22 protein-coding genes are annotated in these 22,036 nt (G+C 69.7%); 18 read left to right on the plus strand and 4 right to left on the minus strand.

The features are described 5' to 3' along the window. Positions 1–67: 67 nt before the first annotated feature. Together AB0I77_RS48460 and hisS are read left to right on the plus strand one after the other, a co-directional pair. The gene (locus tag AB0I77_RS48460) at positions 68–781 is read left to right on the plus strand and encodes an MBL fold metallo-hydrolase (protein WP_363289374.1); all 714 of its coding nucleotides are present in this window, start codon (positions 68–70) and stop codon (positions 779–781) included. 13 nt (positions 782–794) lie between these two features. Beyond that, entirely contained in the window at positions 795–2,057 is a 1,263-nt protein-coding gene (hisS, locus tag AB0I77_RS48465; RefSeq protein WP_363289375.1) for a histidine--tRNA ligase, read from the plus strand. A gap of 71 nt (positions 2,058–2,128) precedes the next feature. Here the strand turns inward: hisS and AB0I77_RS48470 are convergent, their stop codons facing one another. From AB0I77_RS48470 to AB0I77_RS48485, 4 genes are read right to left on the minus strand one after another with little or no spacing between them, the layout of a single operon-like run. Continuing rightward, entirely contained in the window at positions 2,129–2,752 is a 624-nt protein-coding gene (locus tag AB0I77_RS48470) for a response regulator transcription factor (RefSeq protein WP_363289376.1), read from the minus strand. Continuing rightward, positions 2,749–3,969, minus strand: coding sequence for a sensor histidine kinase (locus AB0I77_RS48475; protein ID WP_363289392.1), 1,221 nt, complete (start codon positions 3,967–3,969; stop codon positions 2,749–2,751). The genes AB0I77_RS48470 and AB0I77_RS48475 overlap by 4 nt, the downstream gene beginning before the upstream one ends. Further along, positions 3,945–4,790: an ABC transporter permease gene (locus AB0I77_RS48480; protein ID WP_363289377.1), complete on the minus strand. Its 846-nt coding sequence runs from the start codon at positions 4,788–4,790 to the stop codon at positions 3,945–3,947. Before AB0I77_RS48480 ends, AB0I77_RS48475 begins: the two co-directional genes overlap by 25 nt. Further along, entirely contained in the window at positions 4,787–5,707 is a 921-nt protein-coding gene (locus tag AB0I77_RS48485; RefSeq protein WP_363289378.1) for an ABC transporter ATP-binding protein, read from the minus strand. Before AB0I77_RS48485 ends, AB0I77_RS48480 begins: the two co-directional genes overlap by 4 nt. A 147-nt stretch (positions 5,708–5,854) precedes the next feature. Here AB0I77_RS48485 and AB0I77_RS48490 point away from each other — a divergent pair, with 147 nt between their 5' ends. From AB0I77_RS48490 to AB0I77_RS48565, 16 genes are all read left to right on the plus strand, one after another. Next, the gene (locus AB0I77_RS48490; RefSeq protein WP_363289379.1) at positions 5,855–6,520 is read left to right on the plus strand and encodes a vitamin K epoxide reductase family protein; all 666 of its coding nucleotides are present in this window, start codon (positions 5,855–5,857) and stop codon (positions 6,518–6,520) included. A 67-nt stretch (positions 6,521–6,587) separates the two neighbouring features. Then, positions 6,588–7,943, plus strand: coding sequence for a replication-associated recombination protein A (locus tag AB0I77_RS48495; protein WP_363289380.1), 1,356 nt, complete (start codon positions 6,588–6,590; stop codon positions 7,941–7,943). A 329-nt stretch (positions 7,944–8,272) separates the two neighbouring features. Further along, positions 8,273–8,887 carry a 30S ribosomal protein S4 gene (gene rpsD / locus AB0I77_RS48500; protein WP_053748612.1) on the plus strand — a complete coding sequence of 205 codons (615 nt, stop codon included), beginning with the start codon at positions 8,273–8,275 and terminating at the stop codon, positions 8,885–8,887. A gap of 214 nt (positions 8,888–9,101) precedes the next feature. Then, positions 9,102–9,533: a DUF948 domain-containing protein gene (locus AB0I77_RS48505; RefSeq protein ID WP_363289393.1), complete on the plus strand. Its 432-nt coding sequence runs from the start codon at positions 9,102–9,104 to the stop codon at positions 9,531–9,533. A gap of 16 nt (positions 9,534–9,549) precedes the next feature. Further along, on the plus strand, positions 9,550–9,906 hold the full coding sequence (locus tag AB0I77_RS48510) for a hypothetical protein (RefSeq protein WP_363289381.1): 357 nt from the start codon (positions 9,550–9,552) through the stop codon (positions 9,904–9,906). Next, a complete protein-coding gene (gene alaS / locus AB0I77_RS48515) occupies positions 9,906–12,575 on the plus strand; it encodes an alanine--tRNA ligase (protein ID WP_363289382.1) in 2,670 nt (889 codons plus the stop codon). The genes AB0I77_RS48510 and alaS overlap by 1 nt, the downstream gene beginning before the upstream one ends. A gap of 17 nt (positions 12,576–12,592) precedes the next feature. After that, on the plus strand, positions 12,593–13,057 hold the full coding sequence (gene ruvX / locus AB0I77_RS48520) for a Holliday junction resolvase RuvX (protein WP_363289394.1): 465 nt from the start codon (positions 12,593–12,595) through the stop codon (positions 13,055–13,057). A 121-nt stretch (positions 13,058–13,178) separates the two neighbouring features. Next, positions 13,179–14,921 carry an endolytic transglycosylase MltG gene (gene mltG / locus AB0I77_RS48525; RefSeq protein WP_363289383.1) on the plus strand — a complete coding sequence of 581 codons (1,743 nt, stop codon included), beginning with the start codon at positions 13,179–13,181 and terminating at the stop codon, positions 14,919–14,921. Next, entirely contained in the window at positions 14,918–15,751 is an 834-nt protein-coding gene (locus tag AB0I77_RS48530) for a shikimate dehydrogenase (protein ID WP_363289384.1), read from the plus strand. Before mltG ends, AB0I77_RS48530 begins: the two co-directional genes overlap by 4 nt. A 206-nt stretch (positions 15,752–15,957) precedes the next feature. Beyond that, entirely contained in the window at positions 15,958–17,142 is a 1,185-nt protein-coding gene (gene aroC, locus AB0I77_RS48535) for a chorismate synthase (RefSeq protein WP_363289385.1), read from the plus strand. A gap of 32 nt (positions 17,143–17,174) precedes the next feature. After that, complete coding sequence (locus tag AB0I77_RS48540) at positions 17,175–17,657, plus strand: shikimate kinase (RefSeq protein WP_363289395.1); 483 nt, start codon at positions 17,175–17,177, stop codon at positions 17,655–17,657. After that, complete coding sequence (gene aroB / locus AB0I77_RS48545) at positions 17,654–18,745, plus strand: 3-dehydroquinate synthase (protein ID WP_363289386.1); 1,092 nt, start codon at positions 17,654–17,656, stop codon at positions 18,743–18,745. The genes AB0I77_RS48540 and aroB overlap by 4 nt, the downstream gene beginning before the upstream one ends. Positions 18,746–18,909: 164 nt before the next feature. Continuing rightward, on the plus strand, positions 18,910–19,770 hold the full coding sequence (locus AB0I77_RS48550) for a Pro-rich N-terminal domain-containing protein (RefSeq protein WP_363289387.1): 861 nt from the start codon (positions 18,910–18,912) through the stop codon (positions 19,768–19,770). 141 nt (positions 19,771–19,911) lie between these two features. Then, a complete protein-coding gene (locus tag AB0I77_RS48555) occupies positions 19,912–21,018 on the plus strand; it encodes an aminopeptidase P family protein (RefSeq protein WP_363289388.1) in 1,107 nt (368 codons plus the stop codon). 58 nt (positions 21,019–21,076) lie between these two features. Further along, positions 21,077–21,643 carry an elongation factor P gene (gene efp / locus AB0I77_RS48560; protein WP_210891825.1) on the plus strand — a complete coding sequence of 189 codons (567 nt, stop codon included), beginning with the start codon at positions 21,077–21,079 and terminating at the stop codon, positions 21,641–21,643. Positions 21,644–21,645: 2 nt separating this feature from the next. Beyond that, the coding region (locus AB0I77_RS48565) for a transcription antitermination protein NusB (RefSeq protein WP_363289389.1) at positions 21,646–22,036 on the plus strand (391 nt) is incomplete at its 3' end.

The raw sequence follows: 22,036 nt of genomic DNA on the forward strand, positions 1-22,036 counted from the left end.
CGGTAGGCTCTGACCACAGGCGTAACCGCTCAGAAGCCCACCCGTATCGACACAACGAAGGACGATCGTGCTCATTGCCGGGTTCCCCGCCGGGGCCTGGGGGACGAACTGTTATCTCGTCGCCCCCGCCGCCGGTGAGGAGTGCGTGATCATCGACCCCGGCCACCAGGCCGCCGAGGGAGTCGAGGAAACGCTGAAGAAGCATCGGCTCAAGCCCGTCGCCGTCGTCCTCACACACGGCCACATCGACCATGTGGCCTCGGTCGTCCCGGTGTGCGGCGCGCACGGCGTACCGGCGTGGATCCACCCCGAGGACCGGTACATGATGACCGACCCGTCGATGGGTCTCGGCCGTTCCATCGGGATGCCGCTGATGGGCGAGCTGACCGTGGGGGAGCCGGACGACGTCAAGGAGCTGACCGACGGCGCCAAGTTGGAGCTGGCGGGCCTGGAGCTGTCCGTCGCGCACGCGCCCGGCCATACCAAGGGGTCGGTGGCGTTCCGGATGCCTGAGACCGCGGACATCCCGCAGGTGTTCTTCTCGGGCGACCTGCTCTTCGCCGGCTCCATCGGACGCACCGACCTGCCCGGCGGTGACATGGACGAGATGCTCGACTCGCTGGCCCGCGTGTGCCTGCCGCTCGACGACTCGACCGTGGTGCTGTCGGGCCACGGCCCCCAGACGACCATCGGCCAGGAGCGCGCCACCAACCCGTACTTGCGGCAGGTGGCCGCCGGCCAGGGAATGGGTGTTGACACCCCTCCCCGACGAGGAATGTGACGAGAGACCTTCCGTGAGCACCTTCAAGGCCCCCAAGGGCACGTACGACCTGATCCCGCCGGACAGCGCCACGTTCCTGGCCGTCCGCGAGGCGATCGCCGCGCCGCTGCGCAACTCCGGCTACGGCTACATCGAGACGCCGGGCTTCGAGAACATCGAACTCTTCGCGCGCGGTGTGGGGGAGTCGACGGACATCGTGACGAAGGAGATGTACGCCTTCGAGACCAAGGGCGGCGACCGGCTGGCCCTGCGCCCCGAAGGCACGGCCTCCGTACTGCGCGCCGCTCTGGAGGCCAACCTGCACAAGGCGGGCAACCTCCCGGTCAAGCTCTGGTATTCGGGCTCGTACTACCGCTACGAGCGCCCCCAGAAGGGCCGTTACCGCCACTTCTCCCAGGTCGGCGCCGAGGCGATCGGCGCCGAGGACCCGGCGCTGGACGCCGAGTTGATCATCCTGGCCGACCAGGCGTACCGCTCGCTGGGCCTGCGCGACTTCCGCATCCTGCTGAACTCCCTGGGCGACAAGGAGTGCCGTCCCGTCTACCGGGCCGCGCTGCGGGACTTCCTGCGCGGGCTGGACCTGGACGAGGACACCCTGCGCCGCGCCGACATCAACCCCCTGCGGGTCCTCGACGACAAGCGCCCGGACGTCCAGAAGCAGCTGACCGACGCCCCGCTCCTGCGCGACTACCTCTGCGACGCCTGCAAGGCGTACCACGAGGAGGTCCGCGAGCTGATCACCGCGGCGGGTGTCTCCTTCGAGGACGACCCGAAGCTGGTCCGCGGCCTGGACTACTACACGCGTACCACCTTCGAGTTCGTCCACGACGGTCTGGGCTCCCAGTCCGCGGTGGGCGGCGGCGGCCGCTACGACGGGCTGTCCGAGATGATCGGCGGTCCCGCCCTGCCGTCCGTGGGCTGGGCACTCGGCGTCGACCGCACGGTCCTGGCACTGGAGGCGGAGGGCGTGGAGCTCCAACTCCCCGCCTCGACCAGCGTGTTCGCGGTACCGCTCGGCGAGGAGGCCCGCCGGGTCCTGTTCGCCAAGGTCACCGAGATGCGCAAGGTGGGCATCGCGGCGGACTTCTCGTACGGCGCCAAGGGCCTCAAAGGTGCCATGAAGAACGCCAACCGCAGCGGCGCCCGCTACACCGTCGTCGCCGGCGAACGCGACCTCGCCGAGGGCGTCGTCCAGCTCAAGGACATGGAGTCCGGCGAGCAGACGGCGATCGGGGTGAACGAGATCGTGGCGGAGCTGGAGTCGAGGCTGGGCTGATCATTCATCCGAGCGAGACGGGGGTGGGTGGGCGTAGGCCGGAGGGTCTGGGGGCGGAGCCTCCAGGGTCCTCAGTCGAGCAGGCCGTACCGCATGGCGCTGGTCACCGCGGCTGTCCGGTCGTCCACCCCCAACTTCCCGAAGGCCCGCAGCAGATGGGTCTTCACCGTCGACTCGCCGATGAACAGCCGCCGCCCGATCTCCGCGTTCGTGCACCCCTCCGCCACCAGCCGCAGCACCGCCGTCTCCCGCTCCGAGAGCCGGGGCCGATCCGGCTTGGCGCGCAGCTGGTTCACCAACCGGGCCGCCACCGACGGCGCCAGCACCGTCTCGCCCCGCGCCGCGGCCCGTATGGCATCGGCCAGTTCGCCCCGCGGCAGATCCTTCAGCAGGTACCCCGCCGCGCCCGCCTCGACGGCCCGCAGAATGTCGCGGTCCGTCTCGTACGTCGTCAGGACGATCACCCGGCAGGGCAGCTGGGCCTCGCTCATCCGCACGATGGAGTCCACGCCCCCGCCGCCCGGCATCCGCAGGTCCATCAGCACGATGTCGGGCCGCAACTGGGCGGCCAGCGCCTCCGCCTGCGGCCCGCTGGACGCGTCGGCGACCACATCCAGGTCCGGTTCGGCGCTCAGCATCGCCCGCAGGCCCTCCCGTACGACAGGGTGGTCGTCGGCCAGGATGATCCGGATCACTGTGCGCTCCTCACGGGCGGTACGGGCAGGCGGACGGTCACCGTCGTGCCGTCGCCCGGTGCGCTGTGGACCCGCGCGGTCCCGCCCACCTCGGCGGCCCGGGCGCGCAGCCCCGCCAGACCATAACCACTGGTCACGGCAGCCGGATCGAAGCCGCAGCCGTCGTCCTGGACGGACACGGTGAGCGCCTCGTCGGCGTATGCCAGCGCGATGCCGACGACCGGTGCGCTTCCGGCGTGCCTGCGGGCGTTCGTCAGCGCCTCCTGGCAGGCGCGCAGGGCCACGACCTCGGGGCCGGCGGGCAGGGCCCGGACGGGGCCGGTGACCTCGAGTACGGCGTCGTGGCGGGCGGCGAGCCGGCGCAGCGCATCCGGGAGCGAGGCGCCGTCCAGGTCCGCCGGGGCGCCCCCGGCGACCAGGGCGCGGGCCTCGGCCAGGTTCTGCCGGGCCGTCTCGTCCATCAGCGCCAGGTGCCGGCGGGCCTCGGGCACATCGTGGTCGAGTTCCGCCTCGACGGCCTGGATCAGCATCAGCAGGCTGGTGAAGCCCTGTGCGAGGGTGTCGTGGATCTCCCGGGCCATCCGCTCCCGCTCGGCCAGGGCGCCGTGCGCGGCCGACAGCCGGGAGATCTCGTGCCGGCTGGCGTCCAGCTCGGCGATCAGCGCGGCCCGCTCCTGGCTCTGCTCGATGATGCGGATGACCCAGCTGCCGACGGCCACCGAGAAGACGAAGGTGACCAGAGCGAACAGTCCGTTGAAGAAGACGGCCTGTTCGCTCGGCCACCACACCAGTGCCCAGCCCGTGACGGGGGCCAGGCTGATGACGGCCACCGCCACCAGCGCCCGGTGCATCCGCAGCGTCATGAAGCACTGGGGGACCAGCGCGAAGGTCATCAGCCGGGTCTCGCCCACGAGGATCGCCGAGGGCAGGAACAGCGCCATCGCCGCCGTGAGGTAGCCGAGCGCCTGCCGTTGCCCGGGCGGGTCGCCGCGCAGAATGGTCCGTCCGACCCACACGAACAAGGGGACGAGCGGGACCAGGAGTCCGGCCGCGACGATCCGGACCGGCCACCCGGGATGCTCCGCGCCGAGCACGAACACCAGGGTGGCCAGCCAGATGAGCGCGAAGTAGATGTCCCAGATCCGGAACGAACGCGCCCAGGTGTAGGCGCCGACGGTGTCGTCCGGACCCGTCACCCGTCGCGCCGGCTCTTCCACCGGAAGGTCAGCAGACACAGCACCAATCCTCCGACGCACCACGCCGCCAGCACCAGGGCGATCCGCCCGAACTCCCAGCTTCCGGACTGTTCCAGGATCTGTGCCGACTCCGGCAGGAACACTCCGCGCAGGCCCTGGCACATCCACTTCAACGGGAACAGCGCGCCGATGTTCAGCATCCAGTCCGGGATGGTGTCGATCGCGATGTACACCCCGGAGATGAACTGGAGCACGAGGAAGGGGAGTACGACCACGGAGGTCGCGCTCTTGCCGCTCTTCGGCACCGAGCTGATCGCGATGCCCAGCAGTGCGCACCCCGTCAGGCCGAGGACGAAGATCCAGGCGAAGTCGAACCACCGGCTCGCGTCCGAGGGCAGATCGACGTCGTACAGGGTCGTGCCGACGAGCAACAGGATCGCCGTCTCCAGCAGACCGGTGACCAGCACCAGCCAGATCTTCCCGAGGAAGTACGCCGCCGGCGGCATCGGCGTGCCGCGCAGCCGGCGCAGCACCTTCTCGTCCCGTTCGATCGCGATGGAGATACCGAGGGACTGGAAGCTCGTCGACATGATGCCGGCGGCCATCATCGCCGGGACGTACAGCTGCGAGGCGGTGACCCCGGCGCCCTGCACGTCGTCGCTGAAGATCGACGCGAACAGGAACAGGAACACCACCGGGAAGGCGAAGGTGAACACCACATGGTCGCGCTGCCGGAAGAACTGCTTGAGCTCCAGGCCACCCCGCCGCAGCCCGAGCCCCCACGCCCCGGGCATCCGCGCGGCGGACGTCCGCGTCCGGGACCGTACGACGGTCGTGGTCATCGCGCGTCCTCCTGTGCCGTCTGTGCAGTCTGTGCGGACTGTTCGGTCTGTGTGGTCTGTGCGGCCTGTCCGGTCAGCCGGAGGTAGACGTCCTCCAGCGTGGGGCGGCTCACCCGCAGCCCCGGGATCTCGCCGTCGAAACGGCGCATGAGCTCGGTCACCGTCCGGGTGGGGGTGTCCGTGCGCTCCGCGCGCGGGGAGCCGTCCGGCTCGGTCCACTCGACGGTGGCCCCGGTGCCGTACCGCTCCCGCAGAGCGGTCGGCTCGCCCTCGGCGGCGACCTGCCCCTTGGTGATGACCGCCAGCCGATGCGCGAGCGCCTCCGCCTCCTCCAGGTAGTGCGTGGTCAGCAGGATGGTCGTGCCCTCGTGGGACAGCTTGCGGATCAGGTCCCAGAACTGGCGGCGGGCCGCCGGGTCGAAGCCGGTCGTCGGCTCGTCCAGGAGCAGCAGCTCGGGGTCGCCGATCACCCCGAGCGCCACGTCGAGGCGTCGGCGCTGTCCGCCCGACAGCGCCTTGATCCGACTGCCCGCCTTGGCCTCCAGACCCACCAGACCGATGACCTCCTCGGGATCCCGCGGTCTCGGGTAGTAGCGGGCGAAGTGCCGCACGGTCTCGCCGACCGTCAACTCGGCGGGCGCGGATTCGTCCTGCCAGACGATTCCGACACGTGAGCGCCACGCGCGTGTGCCATGCGCCGGGTCCGCCCCCAGGACGGTCACCTCGCCCGCGTCCCGGCCGCGATTGCCCTGGAGGATCTCCACCGTCGTGCTCTTGCCCGCGCCGTTGGGTCCGAGCAGGCCGAAGACCTCCCCCTTGCGGATACCGAGATCGATACCGTCGACCGCGGTCACGTCGCCGTACCGCTTGCGCAGCCCCCGTACGTCCACCGCGAGCTCGTATCCGTGTGGTGTCATGTCGTCCAGCCTCGTCCGGAACCGAACGCTCCGGGACGACCGTGCGTACTTGCTTATGTCCACCGAACGGTGGACAGGCGCGCGGGTGCGGCAGAATGGCCCATGTCAGAAGAAGGTCCAACTCTCCCAGCAGACGGAATCGGCGTGATGAGCAAGACCACTGTCAAAGACGCCTCTACCGAGTCCGACGACCCCTCGTCGGAGCGTCCTTCCGCCGTGCCGCGGACGGAGGGCGGCAGCCGCGCGTTCGCGCTGCTGTTGATGATCACCGGTGCGGCGGGTCTACTCGCCTCCTGGGTCATCACGATCGACAAGTTCAAGCTGCTCGAGGCCAAGGTCGAGGGCAAGACCTTCGTCCCCGGCTGCAGCCTGAACCCGGTCGTCTCCTGTGGCAGCGTCATGGAGAGCAAGCAGGCCGAAGCCTTCGGGTTCCCCAACCCGATGCTCGGTCTCGTCTGCTACGGCATCGTCATCTGCGTCGGCATGAGCCTGCTGGCCCGGGCCCGCTTCCCGCGCTGGTACTGGCTGACCTTCAACTTCGGCACGCTCTTCGGTGTCGGCTTCTGCACCTGGTTGCAGTTCCAGTCGCTGTACCGGATCGGCGCCCTGTGCCTGTGGTGCTCCCTGGCCTGGGTCGCGACGATCATCATGTTCTGGTACGTGACGTCGTTCAACGTCCGCAACGGCTTCCTGCCCGCCCCGCGCTGGCTGAAGGGCTTCTTCGGCGAGTTCACCTGGGTGCTGCCGGTGCTGCACATCGGCATCATCGGCGTTCTGATCATGACCCGCTGGTGGGACTTCTGGACCAGCTGACGTCCCGGATGCGGGGCCTGCGACGGCCCCGACCGGATTGTCAGTGCGGTGACATAGGGTTTTGGACGTGGAGCCCGACCTATTCACCGCCGCAGCGGAAGAACGCCAGGAGAAGGACCCGACCGGCAGTCCCCTGGCGGTCCGGATGCGCCCGCGCACCCTCGACGAGGTCGTGGGCCAGCAGCACCTCCTGAAGCCGGGCTCGCCCCTGCGCAGGCTGGTCGGCGAGAGCGCGGGCGGCCCGGCCGGCCCCTCCTCGGTGATCCTCTGGGGCCCGCCCGGCACCGGCAAGACGACCTTGGCGTACGTCGTCTCCAAGGCCACCAACAAGCGCTTCGTGGAGCTGTCCGCGATCACCGCCGGCGTCAAGGAGGTCCGCGCCGTCATCGAGGGAGCCCGCCGCGCCACAGGGGGCTACGGCAAGGAGACCGTCCTCTTCCTCGACGAGATCCACCGCTTCAGCAAGGCCCAGCAGGACTCCCTGCTCCCGGCCGTCGAGAACCGCTGGGTGACCCTGATCGCGGCGACGACGGAGAACCCGTACTTCTCCGTCATCTCCCCCCTGCTGTCCCGCTCCCTCCTGCTCACCCTCGAACCCCTCACCGACGACGACGTGCGCGCCCTGCTGCACCGGGCCCTCACCGACGAACGCGGCCTGAAGGGCGCCGTCACCCTCCCCGAGGACACCGAGCACCACCTGCTGCGCATCGCCGGCGGCGACGCCCGCCGCGCCCTGACCGCCCTGGAGGCCGCCGCCGGGGCCGCGCTCGACAAGGGCGAGAGCGAGGTCGGCCTCCAGACCCTGGAGGAGACCGTCGACCGGGCCGCGGTGACCTACGACCGCGACGGCGACCAGCACTACGACGTGGCCAGCGCCCTCATCAAGTCCATCCGCGGCTCGGACGTGGACGCGGCCCTGCACTACCTGGCCCGGATGATCGAGGCCGGCGAGGACCCCCGCTTCATCGCCCGCCGCCTGATGATCTCCGCCAGCGAGGACATCGGCCTCGCCGACCCGAACGCCCTGCCGATCGCCGTCGCCGCCGCCCAGGCCGTCGCCATGATCGGCTTCCCCGAGGCGGCCCTCACCCTCAGCCACGCCACCGTCGCCCTCGCCCTGGCCCCCAAGTCCAACGCGGCGACCAAGGCGATCGGCGCCGCGATGGAGGACGTACGCAAGGGACTGGCCGGACCCGTACCCGCGCATCTGCGCGACGGCCACTACAAGGGCGCCGCCAAGCTGGGGCACGCGCAGGGGTACGTGTACCCGCACGATCTGCCTGAGGGGATCGCCCCGCAGCAGTACGCCCCGGACGCCATCAAGGACCGCGAGTACTACACGCCCACCCGGCACGGCGCCGAGGCGCGGTACGCGGACGCGGTCGAATGGACCAGGAAACACCTCGGTCGCAAGCGGTCCTGAGCACCCTGTAGACTTGCCCGCAGTGCTGAGTCCCGTGTCCGGCCCAGGTCGGTTCACCAGAACGGGACATCCAGCCGGAGGCCCGACCCTCGGGAAGGGATCTCCAGGAGCGTCGCGCACCGTCGATCGGTGTCGCGGGCAGCCCACCACCACCCGGGTCTCCGGGACGGGTCGGTGGGCCACTCGCGTGCTGCACGTATGTGCCCAGACCAGGGAGCGGCTGCCCGGCAGGTCCCGAGCGGACCCGCGGGGTTTCCCCGGCTGCGGATGCGACCTCCCTAACCCTGGTGAAGCCGTATTCGCATCTGAAAACACGAGGTGTTTGGTTCATGCCGAACCAGTCCCGCCCCAAGGTCAAGAAGTCGCGTGCCCTCGGCATCGCGCTGACCCCGAAGGCCGTCAAGTACTTCGAGGCCCGTCCCTACCCGCCGGGTGAGCACGGCCGTGGCCGCAAGCAGAACTCGGACTACAAGGTCCGTCTGCTGGAGAAGCAGCGTCTGCGCGCGCAGTACGACGTGTCCGAGCGCCAGCTCGTCCGCGCCTACGAGCGTGCCGCCAAGACCCAGGGCAAGACCGGTGAGGCCCTGGTCATCGAGCTGGAGCGCCGTCTCGACGCGCTGGTTCTGCGTTCGGGCATCGCCCGCACGATCTACCAGGCCCGCCAGATGGTCGTCCACGGCCACATCGAGGTCAACGGCCAGAAGGTCGACAAGCCTTCCTTCCGCGTCAAGCCGGACGACGTCGTGATGGTCCGCGAGCGCAGCCGTGAGAAGACGCTGTTCTCGATCGCCCGTGAGGGCGGCTTCGCCCCCGACGGCGAGACCCCGCGCTACCTCCAGGTGAACCTCCGCGCCCTGGCCTTCCGCCTGGACCGCGAGCCGAACCGCAAGGAGATCCCGGTGATCTGCGACGAGCAGCTCGTCGTCGAGTACTACGCCCGCTGATCACCAGCAGGCCGTAGCACCACCTCAGCCCGCCGTCTCCCCGCCCTTCCGGGTGGGCGAGGCGGCGGGCTCGCGCATGTCCGGGGACTGGGACGCCGCCGTGTGCCGCCTGACTCAGCCGCGTGCGGGCGGTAATCCGGTACGGAGCGGCATCCCCGGCGCGATAGGCTCGGCGTACGACTTTTTCGATATGCAGGCACGTTTCAGGGAGCGGGTGCACACAGTGTCCGGTGGAGAGGTTGCCGGAATCCTGGTGGCCGTCTTCTGGGCGATTCTGGTCTCCTTCCTCGCCGTCGCGCTGGCGAGGCTGGCCCAGACGCTCAGGGCGACCACCAAGCTGGTGGCGGACGTGACCGATCAGGCCGTCCCGCTGCTGGCCGACGCCTCCTCGGCGGTGCGCTCCGCGCAGACTCAGATCGACCGGGTCGACGCGATCGCGTCGGATGTCCAGGAGGTCACGTCGAACGCCTCCGCGCTGTCCACCACCGTCGCCTCCACCTTCGGCGGCCCCCTGGTCAAGGTCGCGGCCTTCGGCTACGGCGTGCGCCGCGCTCTGGGCGGCCGCAAGGACGACGAGCCCGTCAAGGCACCCCGGCGAACCGTGATCGTGGGCCGCACGGTGTCTCGGCGGGGCAAGCGGAAGTAAGGACTGAGAGCCAGCGATGTTCCGCCGTACCTTCTGGTTCACCAGTGGTGTCGCCGCCGGTGTGTGGGCCACCACCAAGGTCAACCGCAAGCTGAAGCAGCTGAAGCCCGAGAACCTCGCCGTCGCCGCGACGAACAAGGCGATCGAGGCCGGTCACCGGTTCAAGGACCGCGCGGTGGGCTTCGCGCTCGACGTCCGCGACAACATGGCCCTGCGGGAGGAAGAGCTGGGCGACGCGCTGGGGTTGAACGCCTCCGTCGACCCCGAACTCCCCGCACCCCGGCGGTTCGCCGCCATCGAGAACCGCAACAACCCGAAGTCCGTCGAGAGCGACAGGACGACGTACTCGTACAACCGGAATGAGGACCACTGATGGAGTCGGCCGAGATTCGTCGCCGCTGGTTGAGCTTCTTCGAGGAGCGCGGTCACACCGTCGTCCCTTCGGCGTCGCTCATCGCGGACGACCCGACTCTGCTGCTCGTCCCGGCCGGCATGGTGCCCTTCAAGCCCTACTTCCTGGGTGAGGTCAAGCCGCCCTTCAGCCGCGCCACGAGCGTGCAGAAGTGCGTGCGCACGCCCGACATCGAAGAGGTCGGCAAGACCACGCGCCACGGCACCTTCTTCCAGATGTGCGGCAACTTCTCCTTCGGCGACTACTTCAAGGAAGGCGCCATCAAGCTCGCCTGGGAGTTGCTCACCAGCCCCCAGGACAAGGGCGGTTACGGCCTCGACCCCGAGCGCCTGTGGATCACCGTCTACCTGGAGGACGACGAGGCCGAGCGCATCTGGCGCGACGTCGTCGGCGTCCCCGTCGAGCGCATCCAGCGCCTGGGCAAGAAGGACAACTACTGGGACATGGGCGTCCCCGGCCCCTGCGGCCCCTGCTCCGAGATCAACTACGACCGGGGGGCGGAGTTCGGCGTGGAGGGCGGTCCCGCCGTCAACGACGAGCGCTATGTGGAGATCTGGAACCTGGTCTTCATGCAGTACATGCGCGGTGAGGGCCCGGGCAAGGACTACCCCATCCTCGGCGACCTGCCCAGCAAGAACATCGACACGGGCCTCGGCATGGAGCGGCTCGCCATGATTCTGCAGGGCGTGCAGAACATGTACGAGATCGACACCTCCATGGCCGTCATCAAGAAGGCCACCGAGCTGACCGGCGTCGAGTACGGCGAAGCCCACGACTCGGACGTGGCCCTGCGCGTGGTCACCGACCACATGCGCACGTCCGTCATGCTCATCGGCGACGGCGTGACCCCCGGCAACGAGGGCCGCGGCTACGTGCTGCGCCGCATCATGCGCCGCGCCATCCGCAACATGCGGCTGCTCGGTGCCACCGGTCCGGTCGTCAAGGACCTGATCGACACGGTCATCGAGATGATGGGCCAGCAGTACCCGGAGCTCGTCACGGACCGGGAGCGCATCGAGAAGGTCTCCGTCGCCGAGGAGAACGCCTTCCTCAAGACGCTGAAGGCCGGCACCAACATCCTCGACACCGCCGTCACCGAGACCAAGCAGTCCGGCGGCACCCTCCTGTCCGGCGAGAAGGCCTTCCTGCTCCATGACACCTGGGGCTTCCCGTTCGACCTCACCCTGGAGATGGCCGCCGAACAGGGCCTCGCCGTGGACGAGGACGGCTTCCGCCGCCTGATGAAGGAGCAGCGGGAGCGCGCCAAGGCCGACGCCCAGTCCAAGAAGACCGGCCACGCCGACCTCGGTGCCTACCGGGAGATCGCCGACGCCGCCGGCGCGACCGAGTTCATCGGCTACACGGACACCGGCGGTGAGTCGACGATCGTCGGCATCCTGGTCGACGGTCTGTCGTCGCCCGCCGCCACCGAGGGCGACGAGGTCGAGATCGTCCTCGACCGCACGCCCTTCTACGCCGAGAGCGGCGGCCAGATCGGCGACACCGGCCGGATCAAGGTGGACTCAGGTGCCGTCATCGAGATCCGCGACTGCCAGAAGCCGGTTCCCGGCGTGTACGTGCACAAGGGCGTCGTCCAGGTCGGCGAGGTCACCGTCGGTGCCAAGGCCCATGCCGCGATCGACGACCGCCGCCGCAAGGCCATCGCCCGCGCCCACTCGGCCACGCACCTGACCCACCAGGCCCTGCGCGACGCCCTCGGCCCGACGGCCGCCCAGGCCGGTTCCGAGAACCAGCCCGGCCGCTTCCGCTTCGACTTCGGTTCCCCGTCCGCCGTTCCGACGGCCGTGATGACCGACGTCGAGCAGAAGATCAACGAGGTGCTCGCCCGCGATCTGGACGTCCGTGCCGATGTCATGGGCATCGACGAGGCCAAGAAGCAGGGCGCCATCGCCGAGTTCGGCGAGAAGTACGGCGAGCGCGTGCGGGTGGTCACCATCGGCGACTTCTCCAAGGAGCTGTGCGGCGGCACGCATGTGCACAACACCGCCCAGCTGGGCCTGGTGAAGCTGCTCGGCGAGTCGTCGATCGGCTCGGGTGTGCGCCGTATCGAGGCTCTCGTCGGCGTGGACGCCTACAACTTCCTCGCCCGTGAGCACACGGTCGTCGCCCAGCTCCAGGAACTGGTCAAGGGCCGCCCGGAGGAGCTCCCGGAGAAGATCTCCGCCATGCTCGGCAAGCTGAAGGACGCCGAGAAGGAGATCGAGAAGTTCCGCGCCGAGAAGGTGCTCCAGGCCGCCGCCGGTCTCGCCGAGTCCGCCAAGGACGTAAGCGGTGTCGCCCTCGTGACCGGTCAGGTGCCGGACGGTACGACCCCTGACGACCTGCGCAAGCTGGTACTCGACGTGCGCGGCCGTATCCAGGGCGGACGGGCCGCCGTGGTCGCCCTGTTCACGGTCAACAACGGTAAGCCGCTGACCGTCATCGCCACCAACGAGGCCGCCCGCGAGCGCGGTCTCAAGGCCGGCGACCTGGTCCGTACGGCCGCCAAGACACTCGGCGGCGGCGGTGGCGGCAAGCCGGACCTCGCCCAGGGCGGCGGCCAGAACCCGGCCGCCCTCGGTGATGCCGTCGACGCCGTCGAGCGGCTCGTCGCGGAAACGGCCAAGTGACCGAAGAAGATCAGGTCATGCGCCGCGGCCGTCGACTCGCGATCGACGTCGGGGACGCCCGCATCGGGGTCGCCTCGTGCGACCCCGACGGGATCCTCGCCACACCGGTCGAGACGGTCCCCGGCCGGGACGTCCCCGCAGCTCACCGCCGGTTGAGGCAACTGGTCGAGGAGTACGAGCCGATCGAGGTCGTCGTCGGACTCCCGCGCTCCCTCAAGGGGGGCGAGGGCCCGGCCGCCGTCAAGGTCCGTGGCTTCGCCCAGGAGTTGGCCAAGGGGATCGCGCCCGTCCCGGTGAGGCTCGTGGACGAGCGGATGACCACGGTGACGGCAAGTCAGGGACTGCGCGCTTCAGGGGTGAAGTCGAAAAAGGGCAGATCGGTCATTGACCAGGTAGCCGCCGTGATCATCCTTCAACAGGCCCTGGAATCCGAACGAGTGTCAGGTAAAGCACCCGGCGAGGGCGTCGAAGTGGTCATCTGATCGCGATACGGTAACGTTCCGCGCGATGCGGCGGCATTCGAACAGCCACCGCACAGAGAGAGGCGGAACGGTAGCCGAGCTGTGAAGACGGCGACCGCCGCCTCGCGGCTCTAGGGGATCGATGACTGAGTATGGCCGGGGCGAAGGCTCCGAACCGTGGCATCCGGAGGACCCGTTGTACGGGGACGACGGATGGGGAGGACAGCAGGCCCAGACGGGTGAGCAGTCCCCCTACGGCGGCCAGCCGCAGCACTATCCGCAGCAGCCGCAGCAGCCGCAGTACGGCGACTGGGGCGACGGCCAACAGGCCGGATACGGTCAGGCGCAGCAGTACAACCAGCAGGGGTACGGCGAGCAGCAGTACGACCAGCAACGCTATGACCGGCAGCAGTACGACCGGCAGCAGTACGAGCAACAGCAGTACGCGGCCCAGCAACAGCAGCAGTACGACAACGGCGGCTGGGCCACCGGCACCCATCCGCACGTCCCGTACCCCGACCCCTCGGACCCGTACGGGCAGCAACAGGGCATGGCATCCGGCGGGGAGCAGCCGGACCACTACGGCACTCAGAACGCGTACCCGCCGCCGGAGCCGCCCGGCCGACGGCGTGCCGAACCCGAGCCGCGGGTGGACTGGGACCCTGGCCCCGACCAGGGTGAACACGCCTTCTTCTCGGGCGGCGACGATGACGACGGCGACGATCCGGGGGACCGCCGCGGGCGCGGCGACCGGCGGGGCCGCGGCGGCAAGGAGAAGGGCGGTGGCAAGGAGAAGAAGCGCCGCAGTGGGTGCGCCTGCCTGGTTGTCGTGCTGGTGTTCACCGGTGGACTCGGCGGAGTCGGATATTTCGGCTACCAGTTCTACCAGGATCGTTTCGCCCCGGCGCCCGACTACGCGGGCGACGGCACGAGCGAGCAGGTCTCCGTCACGATCCCGCAGGACGCGAACGGCGCCGCCATCGGGCAGGCCCTGAAGGCCGCGGGCGTCGTCAAAAGTGTCGACGCTTTTGTGGCCGCGCAGACCAAGAATCCCAAAGGAAATATGCTCCAGGCGGGCGTCTATACGCTCAACAAAGAAATGTCCGCCGAGAGTGCCGTCACGCTGATGCTCAGCCCCAAGAGCCGTGACAACCTGATCATTGCCGAAGGTAAGCGTAGCGCCGAAGTGTATACGCTGATCGACAATCGTCTTAAGCTCAAGAAAGGCACGACCGCGGCGGTCGCCAAGAAGGATTGGAACGACCTCGGTCTGCCCGATTGGGCGAACAGCAGTAAGGACATAAAGGATCCGCTGGAAGGGTTCCTCTATCCGTCCAGCTATCCCGTCTCCGAGAGCATGAAACCCGAGGATGTCCTCAAGGAGATGGTCAAGTATGCGACGGAGCAGTACGACCAACTCGGACTCGAGTCGAGGGCCAAGGCGCTGAAGCTGAAGAACCCGCTGCAGCTCCTCACGGTGGCGAGCCTCGTTCAGGTCGAGGGCAAGTACGAGCACGACTTCCGCAAGGTCGCCCGTGTCGTCTACAACCGCCTCAAGCCGGACAACCTCGAGACGGTCGGCAGGCTGGAGTTCGACTCCACCGTCAACTACATCAAAAATCAGAGCACCCTGGATGTCGGCACGGTCGCTGAACTGCGGCAGATCAAGGACCCGTACAACACGTACGACATCAGGGGACTTCCGCCGGGCCCCATCAGCAATCCCGGCAAGGAAGCGATCGAGGGTGCGATGAAACCGACCCCCGGGCCCTGGTACTACTTCGTGTCGATCAACGCGAACAAGACGGTTTTCTCGGTCACCAACGAAGAGCACAACCAGAACGTGGAAGAGTACGAGAAGGCGCGGGGAGACGCAGGTCAATGAGTACAGCGAAGTGTGCCGCGGTTCTCGGCTCGCCCATCACTCACTCTCTCTCCCCGGTGCTGCACCGGGCCGCTTATGCGGAGTTGGGTCTCACCGACTGGACGTATGAGAGTTTTGAGGTCGACGAGGCCGGACTGCCCGGTTTCTTCGAGAAGCTCGACGTGTCGTGGGCCGGGCTTTCCCTCACCATGCCGTTGAAACGAGCGGTCCTTCCGCTGCTCGACGAGATCAGTGCGACCGCCCGATCCGTCGAGGCCGTCAACACGGTCGTCTTCACCGACGACGGCCGCCGCGTCGGCGACAACACCGATATCCCCGGCATGATCGCCGCGCTGCGTGAACGAGGCGTGGAGAAGGCGGAGGCCGCGGCGATCCTCGGTGCCGGCGCCACCGCGTCGTCGGCGCTGGCCGCGCTCGCCGATATCTGCTCGGGTCCGGTGACCGTCTTCGTGCGCAGCGAAGCGCGCGCCCGCGAGATGCGGGGCTGGGGCGAGCGTCTGGGCGTCGAGGTGCGGATCGCCGACTGGGTGGAGGCGGACCGTGCCTTCGAAGCCCCACTGGTGATCGCCACCACTCCGGCCGGGGCCACCGACTCCCTGGTCCCACGCGTGCCCGAGCGGCCCGGCACCCTCTTCGACGTGCTGTACGCGCCCTGGCCCACCTCCTTGGCCGCTGCCTGGGGCACGAACGGGGGAGGCGTCGTCGGCGGCCTGGATCTGCTGGTCCACCAGGCCGCGCTCCAGGTGGAGCAGATGACGGGACGCGCACCCGCACCCGTCGAGGCGATGAGGGCGGCAGGAGAACGCGCGCTCTCCAAGGCGGGAACCTGAGCCGGCCGTGATCTGGCGGGTTGGAACGGCGAGCGCCTGCTCGCCGTCCACCGAGTCCGCCTGATGGACCTGCGACCGGGCAACGGGGCCGGGCGTGGGAGGATCGGAGGTGGCGGGCCGGGGCCGCGCACCTGGTCGCGCCGTTGCCGTACGCGAGGACGCGTGTACGCAGGGCAGTACCAGGGCGCGAGCATTGAGGAGCACCGTTGAGCAGGTTGCGCTGGCTGACCGCGGGGGAGTCCCACGGTCCCGCACTCGTGGCGACGCTGGAGGGTCTTCCCGCCGGTGTGCCGATCACCACGGAGATGGTGGCGGACCACCTGGCCCGGCGCCGGCTGGGCTATGGACGCGGTGCGCGCATGAAGTTCGAGCGCGACGAGGTCACCTTCCTCGGCGGTGTGCGGCACGGCCTGACGCTGGGCTCGCCGGTCGCGGTCATGGTGGGCAACACCGAGTGGCCGAAGTGGGAGCAGGTCATGTCGGCCGACCCCATCGACCCCGAGATCCTCGCGGGCCTGGCCCGCAACGCGCCGCTGACCCGGCCGCGGCCGGGCCACGCGGACCTGGCCGGCATGCAGAAGTACGGCTTCGACGAGGCCCGGCCGATCCTGGAGCGCGCCTCGGCCCGGGAGACGGCGGCGCGGGTGGCGCTGGGCGCGGTGGCCCGGTCGTACCTGAAGGAGACGGCGGGGATCGAGATCGTCTCGCATGTCGTGGAGCTGGCCGGCGCGAAGGCCCCGCAGGGCGTGTACCCGACGCCGGCGGATGTCGAGAAGCTGGACGCCGACCCGGTGCGCTGCCTGGACGCGGACGCGTCGAAGGCGATGGTCGCGGAGATCGACCAGGCCCACAAGGACGGCGACACCCTCGGCGGCGTGGTCGAGGTGCTGGCGTACGGCGTGCCGGTGGGACTGGGCTCGCACGTGCACTGGGACCGCAAGCTGGACGCGCGGCTGGCGGGCGCGCTGATGGGCATCCAGGCGATCAAGGGCGTCGAACTCGGCGACGGCTTCGACCTGGCGCGGGTACCCGGTTCGCAGGCGCACGACGAGATCGTCGGCACCGACGAAGGCATCAAGCGGGTCTCCGGTCATTCCGGTGGCACCGAGGGCGGCCTGAGCACCGGTGAGCTGCTGCGGGTGCGCGCCGCGATGAAGCCGATCGCGACCGTGCCGCGGGCCCTGAAGACCGTCGACGTGACCACCGGCGAGGCGGCGGCCGCCCACCACCAGCGCTCCGACGTGTCCGCGGTGCCCGCGGCCGGGATCGTCGCCGAGGCGATGGTCGCGCTCGTCCTCGCGGACGCGGTCGCGGAGAAGTTCGGCGGCGACTCGGTGACCGAGACCCGCCGCAACGTGCGGTCCTACCTCGACAACCTGGTGATCCGGTGAGTGCTGTGCCGCTGGTCGTCCTGGTCGGCCCGATGGGGGTCGGCAAGTCCACCGTCGGGCAGTTGCTCGCGGAGCGGCTCGGGGTCGGCTACCGGGACACCGATGACGACATCGTGGCCGCTCAGGGCCGGGCCATCGCGGAGATCTTCGTGGAGGAGGGCGAGGCGGCCTTCCGGGCGATCGAGAAGCGGGCGGTGCACACGGCACTCGCCGAGCACGACGGCGTCCTCGCCCTCGGCGGCGGCGCGATCCTGGATGCGGACACGCGCGCTCTGCTGGCCGGACAGCGCGTCGTCTATCTCTCCATGGACGTCGACGAAGCCGTCAAGCGCACCGGCCTCAACGCCGCCCGGCCGCTGCTGGCGGTCAACCCGCGCAAGCAGTGGCGCGAGTTGATGGAGGCGCGGCGGCACTTGTACGAGGAGGCCGCCACAGTCGTCGTCGCGACGGATGGCCGCACGCCCGAAGAAGTCACCCAAGTCGCCCTGGATTCACTGGAGTTGAAGGAAGCATGAGCGAGGCAGTCACCCGGATCCAGGTCGGCGGCACCGCGGGCAGTGACCCGTACGAGGTTCTGGTCGGCCGGCAACTCCTCGGTGAGCTGGGTGGGTTGATCGGGGACAAGGCCAAGCGGGTCGCCGTCGTGCACCCGGAGGCGTTGGCCGAGACCGGTGAGGCGCTGCGGGCCGATCTGGCCGGGCAGGGCTACGAGGCTGTCGCCATCCAGGTGCCCAATGCGGAGGAGGCCAAGACCGCGGAGGTCGCCGCCTACTGCTGGAAGGCGCTGGGCCAGTCCGGCTTCACCCGCACGGACGTCGTCATCGGCGTCGGCGGCGGTGCCACCACCGACCTGGCGGGGTTCGTGGCCGCGACCTGGCTGCGCGGGGTGCGCTGGATCGCCGTGCCGACGACCGTGCTGGCCATGGTGGACGCGGCCGTCGGCGGCAAGACCGGCATCAACACCGCCGAGGGCAAGAACCTCGTCGGTGCCTTCCACCCGCCGGCGGGTGTGCTGTGCGATCTGGCCGCGCTGGACTCCCTGGCCGTGAACGACTACGTCTCCGGGCTCGCCGAGATCATCAAGGCCGGCTTCATCGCCGACCCGGCGATCCTGGAGCTGATCGAGTCCGACCCGGAGGCCGCCCGCACCCCGGCGGGCCCGCACACCGCGGAACTCATCGAGCGCTCCATCCGGGTCAAGGCGGAGGTCGTCTCCTCCGACCTGAAGGAGTCGGGCCTGCGGGAGATCCTCAACTACGGCCACACGCTGGCCCACGCCATCGAGAAGAACGAGCGCTACAAGTGGCGGCACGGCGCCGCCGTCGCGGTCGGCATGCACTTCGCCGCCGAACTGGGCCGCCTGGCGGGCCGGTTGGACGATGCCACGGCTGACCGGCACCGCACGGTGCTGGAGTCGGTGGGGCTGCCGCTGCACTACCGCTACGACCAGTGGCCCAAGTTGCTGGAGACCATGAAGGTGGACAAGAAGTCCCGCGGCGACCTGCTGCGCTTCATCGTCCTGGACGGCCTTGCCAAGCCCACCGTCCTGGAAGGCCCCGACCCGGCCGTCCTCCTCGCCGCCTACGGCGAAGTGGGCGAGTAAGTCCTCGGATACTCCTTCCGCCCGATTCGCCGTACGTCAGCGGGCACTTCGGACCGCCCCCGGCCGTTTCACCAAACGACGGCAGGGGGCGGTACCGTTCGGTAGCGTGCGGGGTTCACCCCGCTGTCAGCGCCCATCGCCTGTACGAGACGGAGTGGCACCGGATGCAGCACGCAGTGGGTTCTCCGCTGCCGCCCCCCCACCAGCCGGGGCACGGACCGGCCGCCGGCTGGTCGCCGGCCGCGAACCAATCGGGTCCGCACCACCCGGGCGCATACCAGGGTTCCGCCCCTGTACCCCCTTCGCCCACTCCCGCTCCGGGCTTCACCGGAGTGCCCGCGGCACCCGTTCCGCCCGCGCCGCAGCACGCCCCGGTGCCAGACACCACGGGCCATGTGCCGCTGCCGCCCGGCGGCCCCGTCCCCATGCCCAGCGCACCGCCCCCCACGGTCGCCGCCGACCCGGCCACCACGATTCTCGCGGTGCTGCTCATCGGCCCCGCGGGTGCCGGGAAGACGAGCGTGGCCAAGTACTGGGCCGACCACCGCCGGGTCCCCACCGCCCACATCAGCCTCGACGACGTACGCGAATGGGTCCGCTCGGGCTTCGCCGACCCCCAGTCGGGGTGGAACGACCACTCCGAGGCGCAGTACCGCCTGGCCCGCCGCACCTGCGGCTTCGCCGCCCGCAACTTCCTGGCCAACGGCATCTCGTGCATCCTCGACGACGCGGTCTTCCCCGACCGCCCGGTCGTCGGCCTCGGCGGCTGGAAACGGCACGTCGGGCCCGGCCTGCTCCCGGTCGTTCTCCTGCCGGGCCTGGAGATCGTCCTGGAACGCAACGCCGAGCGCACCGGCAACCGCCGCCTCACCGACGAGGAGGTCGCCCGCATCCACGGCCGCATGGCCGGCTGGTACGGCTCCGGCCTCCCGATCATCGACAACTCCCAGCTGGACGTCTCACAAACGGCCCGAGTCCTGGACGACGTACTGGCGAGATCGATAGCAAGCCCACCGAGCTGGTAGGCGTACTTTAGGGGCGCGGGGAACTGCGCGATCAACCCCCACCGGCCTGCACCCGGCATACAACCGCGAGCCGCACCCCCCGTCCCCCAAACGGCACCCTCCCAACCAGCACAATCCGGACACCCCTCCTACGCTCGTGTCATGTCAGAGGTCTACGCTGCCCGCCGAACCCACCTGAGGGAACGCTGCCAAGCCAGCGGCAGCGCCTCCGCGCTGGTCTCCCGCCCCGCCAACGTCCGCTACCTCGCAGGCACCGCCCCGCACGGTGCCGTCCTGCTGATCGGCAGGACCGAGGACCTGCTGCTGTGCCCCGGTCCGCCGGACGACCGCCCCGCCGAAGGCCGGCCCGACGAGGCGCTGCGCGTGCAGCGGCTGCCCGGGCCCGGGGGCGATCCCGCCGTCGCCGCGGCCGACCTCGCGGCGGCGCGGAGCGGCGAGTCACTCGCCGTCGAGGAGCATCACCTCACGGTCGCCCGGTACCGCGCCATCCGCTCGGTCGTGCCTCGGCTGCGCCTCGCCGACCTGGGCGGCGCGGTCGAGCAGATGCGCGTCGTGAAGGACGAGGAGGAGATCTCCTGCCTCAGGATCGGCGCCGAGATCGCCGACCAGGCACTCGGTGAGCTCCTCGAATCGATCCTCGTCGGCCGTACCGAACGCCACCTCGCCCTCGAACTGGAGCGCCGCCTCGTCGACCACGGCGCCGACGGCCCCGCCTTCGCCACCTCCGTCGCCACCGGCCCCAACTCCGGCAGGCGAGGCCACCGCCCCACCGACCGGCGGGTCGAGGAGGGCGACTTCCTCTCCGTCTGCCTCGGCGCGACCTACCGCGGCTACCGGTGCGAGATCGGCCGTACCTTCGTGATCGGTACGTCGCCCGCGGACTGGCAGATCGAGCTGTACGACCTGGTCTTCGCCGCCCAGCGCGCCGGACGGGAGTCGCTGGCACCGGGCGCCGCCTACCGCGACGTGGACCGCGCGGCACGCCAGGTACTGGACTCCGCAGGCTATGCGGAGAGCCTCCCCGCCCTGACGGGGCACGGTGTGGGACTCGAAATCGACGAGGACCCGCAGTTGGCCCCCGCGGCCATGGGTAAACTGGACGCTTGCGTGCCGGTCACCGTCGAACCCGGGGTCCACCTCCCGGGCCGGGGCGGCGTCCGGATCGATGACACGCTCGTCGTCCGCCCCGAGGCGGACGGCGGACCAGAGCTACTCACCATCACGACCAAGGAGCTGCTCGCGCTCTAGCTTCGAGCTGTGCGCCCGCCCCGGGGTCGTCCACGTCAGTCCAGGAGATTCCGCAACCGTGGCTTCCACGAACGACCTCAAGAACGGCCTGGTGCTCAAGCTCGACGGAGGCCAGCTGTGGTCCGTCGTCGAGTTCCAGCACGTCAAGCCCGGCAAGGGCCCGGCCTTCGTGCGCACCAAGCTGAAGAACGTGCTTTCCGGCAAGGTCGTCGACAAGACGTTCAACGCCGGCGTCAAGGTCGAAACGGCCACCGTCGACAAGCGGGACATGCAGTTCTCGTACATGGACGGCGAGTACTTCGTCTTCATGGACATGGAGACCTATGACCAGCTCATGGTCGACCGGAAGGCCGTCGGCGACGCCGCCAACTTCCTGATCGAGGGCTTCACGGCCACCGTCGCGCAGCACGAGGGCGAGGTGCTCTTCGTCGAGCTGCCGGCCGCCGTCGAGCTCGTGGTCCAGGAGACCGAGCCGGGCGTCCAGGGCGACCGCTCCACCGGCGGCACCAAGCCCGCCACCCTGGAGACCGGCCACCAGATCAACGTGCCGCTCTTCATCACCACCGGTGAGAAGATCAAGGTCGACACCCGCACGAGCGACTACCTCGGCCGGGTGAACAGCTAACCGTGGCTGCCCGCAACACGGCCCGCAAGCGTGCCTTCCAGATCCTCTTCGAGGGCGACCAGCGCGGGGCCGATGTCCTGACCGTCCTCGCGGACTGGATCCGGCTCTCCCGGGACGACACCCGGCAGCCGCCGGTGTCCGAGTACACGATGCAGCTGATCGAGGGCTACGCGCAGCACGCGAAGCGTATCGACGAGCTGATCGCGCAGTACTCGGTCGGCTGGACGCTCGACCGGATGCCGGTCGTCGACCGCAACATCCTGCGCCTCGGCGCCTACGAGCTGATCTGGATGGACGACCATGGGCGCACGGGTCCGCCCGGACAGCGTCGCCGACTGGGCGAGCGCCCTCGAACACGCGCAACAACTGGCCGACAAGGCACTGAAGGCGGGA

Origin of the sequence: Streptomyces sp. NPDC050619 (assembly GCF_040654815.1) — a bacterium.
Lineage (GTDB): Bacteria > Actinomycetota > Actinomycetes > Streptomycetales > Streptomycetaceae > Streptomyces.

Coding starts and splice junctions, on each gene's coding strand:
- AB0I77_RS48480 (WP_363289377.1), bottom strand. CDS start 4,790: ATGACCACGACCGTCGTACGGTCCCGGACGCGGACGTCCGCCGCGCGG.
- AB0I77_RS48485 (WP_363289378.1), bottom strand. CDS start 5,707: ATGACACCACACGGATACGAGCTCGCGGTGGACGTACGGGGGCTGCGC.
- AB0I77_RS48490 (WP_363289379.1), top strand. CDS start 5,855: ATGAGCAAGACCACTGTCAAAGACGCCTCTACCGAGTCCGACGACCCC.
- rpsD (WP_053748612.1), top strand. CDS start 8,273: ATGCCGAACCAGTCCCGCCCCAAGGTCAAGAAGTCGCGTGCCCTCGGC.
- AB0I77_RS48510 (WP_363289381.1), top strand. CDS start 9,550: ATGTTCCGCCGTACCTTCTGGTTCACCAGTGGTGTCGCCGCCGGTGTG.
- alaS (WP_363289382.1), top strand. CDS start 9,906: ATGGAGTCGGCCGAGATTCGTCGCCGCTGGTTGAGCTTCTTCGAGGAG.
- ruvX (WP_363289394.1), top strand. CDS start 12,593: ATGCGCCGCGGCCGTCGACTCGCGATCGACGTCGGGGACGCCCGCATC.
- mltG (WP_363289383.1), top strand. CDS start 13,179: ATGACTGAGTATGGCCGGGGCGAAGGCTCCGAACCGTGGCATCCGGAG.
- AB0I77_RS48530 (WP_363289384.1), top strand. CDS start 14,918: ATGAGTACAGCGAAGTGTGCCGCGGTTCTCGGCTCGCCCATCACTCAC.
- AB0I77_RS48540 (WP_363289395.1), top strand. CDS start 17,175: ATGGGGGTCGGCAAGTCCACCGTCGGGCAGTTGCTCGCGGAGCGGCTC.
- aroB (WP_363289386.1), top strand. CDS start 17,654: ATGAGCGAGGCAGTCACCCGGATCCAGGTCGGCGGCACCGCGGGCAGT.
- AB0I77_RS48550 (WP_363289387.1), top strand. CDS start 18,910: ATGCAGCACGCAGTGGGTTCTCCGCTGCCGCCCCCCCACCAGCCGGGG.
- AB0I77_RS48555 (WP_363289388.1), top strand. CDS start 19,912: ATGTCAGAGGTCTACGCTGCCCGCCGAACCCACCTGAGGGAACGCTGC.